At 48.0% G+C, this 6,131-nt stretch carries 4 protein-coding genes; 3 read left to right on the top strand and 1 reads right to left on the bottom strand.

Annotated features, from left to right (window positions below):
- Nucleotides 1-37: 37 nt before the first annotated feature.
- Entirely contained in the window at nucleotides 38-1,258 is a 1,221-nt protein-coding gene (locus B5F25_RS20400) for a transposase (protein ID WP_206423573.1), read from the bottom strand.
- Nucleotides 1,259-1,387: 129 nt separating this feature from the next.
- Between B5F25_RS20400 and B5F25_RS20395 the strand changes: the two genes are divergently transcribed.
- From B5F25_RS20395 to B5F25_RS20385, 3 genes are all read left to right on the top strand, one after another.
- Nucleotides 1,388-2,917: a DUF4859 domain-containing protein gene (locus B5F25_RS20395; RefSeq protein WP_087251695.1), complete on the top strand. Its 1,530-nt coding sequence runs from the start codon at nucleotides 1,388-1,390 to the stop codon at nucleotides 2,915-2,917.
- A gap of 192 nt (nucleotides 2,918-3,109) precedes the next feature.
- Nucleotides 3,110-3,487 carry a BACON domain-containing protein gene (locus B5F25_RS20390; protein ID WP_162614468.1) on the top strand — a complete coding sequence of 126 codons (378 nt, stop codon included), beginning with the start codon at nucleotides 3,110-3,112 and terminating at the stop codon, nucleotides 3,485-3,487.
- 20 nt (nucleotides 3,488-3,507) lie between these two features.
- Nucleotides 3,508-5,766, top strand: a complete 2,259-nt coding sequence (locus B5F25_RS20385; protein WP_087251693.1) for a DUF6055 domain-containing protein — start codon at nucleotides 3,508-3,510, stop codon at nucleotides 5,764-5,766.
- The last annotated feature ends 365 nt before the right edge of the window (nucleotides 5,767-6,131 follow it).

The raw sequence follows: 6,131 nt of genomic DNA, 5'->3' as shown, positions 1-6,131 counted from the left end.
CAATAGTTAGTTATAAAATTATTATTTGTAAATATTTTTACGCTGCCCTATAGGCAGCTATATCAATGAGTTCTTTGACAAGTTTAGCATTTATCTTCTTGTTTGGTCTTGTGCCAGACAGCTTGAAAAATCGGTCTAGCAGATATGAGTTAAAAATCAGAGACTTGAGTGACTCAACAGAAAACGGGACATTGTATTGTTTCATCATTATCTTTGCTGCATTGATAGCGGTAAATGAAGCATTGAATGCGAAGTCAAGTTTTCTTTCGTCCCTTGCCTGTGAGTGATATAATCCGGTGTATTGTTTCGCATCACGGTAACAGAATTCGATTTGGAATCTTGTCCTGTAAAATTCAATGACTTCTTTGCCGGACATATTGATGTCAGTTGAAAAGTAAAGTTTGCGCTTTCCTTTTGAGCCTCTCCATATGACAAGTCTGATATTCCTCTTCATAGCCTTTGAGTATGCGACAAGCGTATAGAGTTCCTCATCTTCCGAGTTGCTCTCTATTCTTTCCATTTTAGAATAGTCTAGATTCTCAAAGTCTATTTTCTCTCCATATACTTTAGGCCTTCCTCTTTTGCCTGTAGGTTTACCGTTGTATATATACATGAGATTGGCATCGTCCCTTAATCTGCTGACAAGATGGAATCCCAAATCTGTAACTCCTTGAGCGAAAGTCGATTTTGCAAAATACGCATCAGCCACTACGTACTTTGATATTGTCAGTAGTCTGTCCTTCATCCCATCAAGTACATGCAGATACCAGTCTATGAGAGTATAATTCTTTTTTTGCAGGTTTTCTGCATTTGGTGTCTGCCCTGCCTTGAGCATAATACAGTCTTTAATATCAATGTCTATGATTCCTATCCCAAGTATTTCAAGACCTCTTTTAGTTGCCCCTGCAACACCGGACCAGAAGTAACCGATATTTGGAGTATGCTTTCCCGATTTGGATATATAGCTCGGATCTATGGCTATAGCTTTTCTGTCGTTCTTACCGAAAAGCTTTTCCATCAGGTTAAGGTTATACTGCACCCAGTCAAACTTCCTCGAAAAAGTCTGTCTGTAACACTGCTCGCAACGGTTGCCGTAGCGTGCCAGTTGTGTGAAGTTTATTTTTCTTGGTATGACCATAAATAAAAGTAGTGTCTCCATTACGACATATTTCGTACTTTTGTTTAACTTTGCGGTATATCCATTAAAGGCATCCCTGCAGATATTCATATATTGGTTGAGTGCTCCTGATATTTCCATGTTTAACTTATGCGTTGAGAACATAGAGTTACTGAAAATCAAGCACTTGACCAATTCTTTTATGCTAACTCTTGTTAATTTAACTCGCTGACTTTTAAGTGTTTAATTAATTATTTACCGAAGTATTGTATGAAAAGACTATATTACATATTCCTATTGCCCGCTTTCCTGTTCCTTACAGGGGTCACCGCTTGTGGCGACTACGATATGGACGAAATTACGGGCTTGCACATCTTGACCGATGACGAAATGGAAGAGATCCGCCGGCAAGACTCCATTGCCGAGGCACTGCGCCAGCAAATCAATGCCGACTTGATACTGGAATACACCGTAACAGATTATTTTGCCACTACCTATACTACGCAACGCCTTGATATTGATATCGCAGCCATTGCCGAATGCTTCGGACTGACCGAAGAAGAAGTGTTGGCAGGTATCAACCAAGACACCGGCGCGCCTACCATCAATGGATTCGCCATCCAAGCCAGCACCCACCAAGACTATACACTGAACCGAAGCACCACCAACGGTGTGTGGGGACACTGGTTTGACAACAATGGCGATGCCGGGACATGGAATGATTTGAGCGCATTAGGTACGCTTTCTTTCTATTGTGAATGGCAAGGATTCCCAGATGACGAAGATGAAAACAATTACTTCAATATTGGTCAGAATCCCAACACATTCACCACCCCGCAAGAATGGACGGTATACGAATGCCTCTCTTACGAAGACAAGCGTGTAGCGGTAGCCATTACGTACATCTTGACCGAACGGGGTGACGTAACGGCAGAAATAGCCAATACGCAACAACTCACCTTGGATATGAACCCGGCAAGTACCTACGACATGGTGAACGTGAAGTTTGACCCCGACCAAGTGACCGCAGCGTTGGGTATCGCTTCGATGGACGAAATAGAAGGCTACCTTGGCGTACAGGCAGACGGCAGCTATGCCCAAGAGACCAATGCCGGAACCAACGGATTCTGGTACGATGCAGACGGTGGCGCAAATGCCTATAGTGAAAACTCACGCGTTTATACATCGTATGGCGGTGACGGCTGGCCTGTAGACGAAATCGGCATCGGACAATATCCGGGCAACTGCGCCGTGGGCGACTCGTACACCGTGAAGTACGGTTTCTTAGCAAACAACAAGATTGCGATGATGGAAATCACCGTAAACATCGTGGCTTACCAAGACCCGGAAACCGCTCCCGAAGGTGAACCCGAAGAACTGACCATCGATGTAAACTTGCAAAAGAACTACACGAACGACTTCGCTCCTGTACAAGTAGATGTACGCGAAACGCTCCGCCAGGCATTCAAGATGACCACGTATCAAATACACAGCGCACGTGTATCGGGCGACCTGAAGATTTACTGCCAGACGGAAACAGCGGAAGAACCCGAATACACTGCCGATGTGCCGGGATACTGGCTGGCTGCTGACGGTTCATCTGCCGCATATGCCGACGGTCTCTGCTGGGTTAGCTTAGGCACCAGCGAAACAGAACTCTACCTGTATGGCGGCAACCATCCGGAAAATGTTTCGCCTACAGCCGGAACTACGCTGACTACCACGTACATCATTACGTGTAACGGAGGCAAAGTTACGGTGAACATCAACTTCCAGGTAGACCCGGAAGCGGCTGAATAAGCAAGAAGCCCTCCGAGGGTAAATCTAAATGGAACTGAGCACAAAGGCATAAAGCTTTTTCATTGATACATAAAAATAGTTTCGTTGCATCTTTTTGCCTCTGTGTTCAGTTTCTCAATTATGACAGACCTTCGGTGAGAATAATGTCGGGGTATATCGCTCCTACACACAAATCTTAAAAATATAATGACTATGACAAAATTATCTAATTGGCTATTGATACTGTTTATGGCATTCTTTGCCGTAAGCATCACCAGTTGTAACGATGATGAGGAAGAATACTCTGCAGATTACCTTCTCAACATCGCCGAAGAAAACCTGAACATTTCAGCCCCTGCTGAAGCCAGTTCATACGAAGTGGAAATAGTAGCCCGCGCCATTTGGAAAGCTACTGTTACAACAGACAGTGGTGAAGAATGGATTACCCTGACTACCGGAAGCGACACGGGAGGATATAACACCTTGGCTTTCGACGTAGCGGAAAACACAACGGGAGCTACCCGTACTGCCACCATCACCATCACTTGCCACACGGCACAAAAAGTGATTACCGTGACACAAAGTAATTAACCATCTAACAAAAATGGATTATGACAACAAAGCTAAATTGGCTACTGTTATGCTTCACTGCTATCTTCGCTTTCTACTTCACCAGTTGTAAAGACGATGAAGAAGAATATTCGGCAGACTATCTGCTCGCCATAGCCGAAGAAGACATGAACATATCGGTAGACGCAGAAACCACTTCTTATGAAATAGAACTGACTGCCCGTGCCATCTGGAAAGCTACTGTCACGGCAGGCAATGAAGACGGGTGGCTCACGCTGGAAAATGATGGAGATACCGGAGGCGTTAACACATTGAGTTTCTCTATGGAAGAGAACACTACCGGAGCCACACGTACCGCTACGATTACCATCACTTGCCATACGGCACAAAAGGAAATCACCGTAACCCAAAGTGGCTCGGACTTACAAATCATGGACGAATCGGAGATAGAAGACTTCGAAAAGTACTATAAGCCTGCCGAGTTCGCCTCGATGGACATGCTGCGCAGCGACGCACAATGGTCGTGGTTCCGCTCGAAGCAGAGCGAACACTTCTTCGTGTTCTGGGAAGCGGGCTTTGGCGACGACCCCAATGCTGAAACCGTTCCGGCGAACATGCGGGTGGACATCGATGACCTGCTGGAGAAAGCCGAACAGTTCTACCAGACCAACATCGAGAAGTTAGGCTTCGCCGAGACGGGACAAGGCAAATCGAGCCTGGACCAGTACAAGATGGAAATCTACCTGCTTTACCAGGAAGAATGGCTGGCTACCGGATCGGGTTACGATGACGTAATCGGCGCACTGTGGGTGAACCCCAGCACTTGCCAGCCCGTAGGCTCGACCATCGCCCACGAAATAGGCCACAGCTTCCAATACCAGGTGTATTGCGACAAGGTGTACCAAGGCGAGGCGAATGACTTCCAGACCGGATTCCGCTACGGCTATGAAGGCAGCAACGGAGGAAACGGCTTCTGGGAACAATGCGCGCAGTGGCAATCGTTCCAAGACTATCCCGAGGAGATGTTCACCACCTACAACTTCGACGTATGGCTGGCAAACAACCACCGCCACTTCGAACACGAATGGATGCGCTACGCCAGCTACTGGCTGCAAACCTACTGGACGGACAAGCACGGGGACGACGCGGTGGCAAACGTATGGAAGAACTCGCACGCGCCGGAAGACGCCATCGCGGCTTACATGCGCCTGTATGCCAACAACAGTTGGGAAACGATGAAAGAGGAACTGTATGACTACGCCGCACGCATGGCCACCTTCGACATCGACGGCATCCGTGAATACTCGGACGGCTACTTGGGACGTTACAGCACGATGCTCTACCCGACAGCGGACGGTTATTACCAGGTGGCATACGCCGACTGCCCCGAAACAACCGGATTCAATGTCATCGCCCTCAACGTGCCCGAAGGACAAACGACCGTATCGGCCGACTTTGAAGGACTGATGCCTGGAAGCCCTTTGGCTGCAGACGACCCGGGCGAATACATGGACACGGAAGCAGTGGCGGGTACGGTGAACAACTATAATAATATAGGCGCAGCATCGGACGCGGGCTGGAGCTATGGCTTTGTAGCCCTGACCAGCGGCGGCACACGGGTATACAGCGAACGGTATGCAGCCGAAGCGGGCAACGCCAGCTTCACGGTTCCTGCCGGAACGGAGCAACTGTACTTCATCGTGCAAGCAGCCCCGAAGACTTACAAAGCCCATCCGTGGGACGAAAAGGACCTGACCGACGAGCAATGGCCTTATAAAGTGAAATTCAACGGCACAGACTTATTGGGTTCGGTTGTAATAGATCCGGACGCCCAGCCAACGGATGTAACCTTTACTTACGACCTAAGCTTCCCCGCCACTACCAACGGTGACTACACGGGAACAACCGTCAGCGTCATCAACGAAGGGGACATGGAGGAACTGGCACAGGCATTCGTGATGCAGCCCAGCCTGATTGCCTCGAAAATCATGGAGGCAAACGCTACGCCCGCAGAGGGACAAATCGCCTTTGCCGCCGTGCAGGCAGACGGCTCGCTGGAATACAACTGCACCGCCAACGGCTTAGGGTTCTGGTACGATAAGGCAGGGAACGCCATCGGCTGGGGAGACGACAGCTACGTCTACTCGGAATTCAACAAGGATACGTTTACCTTCACCATCGGGCAATTCCCCGACCATTGCACCGCAGGCGACACCTACACCATCCGGGAAGCACTGGTCTACACCCTGAACGGCACACAGCACACCGCCACCTTCGTATTCAACATACGAATTTTATAAAGAAATCGAACGCAGAGACGCAAAGACGCAGAGGTTATAGTAGAGAAGGCAAAAGGACACAAAGCCAAACAACACTCTCGCTGCGCTTTTGCTTGAAATGAATATTCGCAACAGTCCATGTAGGGGCGGGGTTCGCCCGCCCGTATGCATCCACGTGAATGCATTCGGGCAGGCAGACCCTGCCCTTACAGGTTAACCGGCAAGATGCGGACATTCATTAAAAATAAACTCTGTGCCTTCGTGTCTCGTAAGCATTCGATAAACTACAGTCATTAAATATCTATATAATGATAGCGACTGTTACTATTGGATTCATAGTGACAGTCGCTATAGTTTTGTTGAACCTGTATGTTGACGTTGTGGTT

The organism is Bacteroides sp. An19 (assembly GCF_002160215.1).
In the GTDB taxonomy this organism is placed as follows: Bacteria; Bacteroidota; Bacteroidia; order Bacteroidales; family Bacteroidaceae; genus Phocaeicola; species Phocaeicola intestinalis.
The sequence above is the reverse complement of the archived record's forward strand: the minus strand, read 5'-3'. Positions and strand labels throughout refer to the sequence as shown.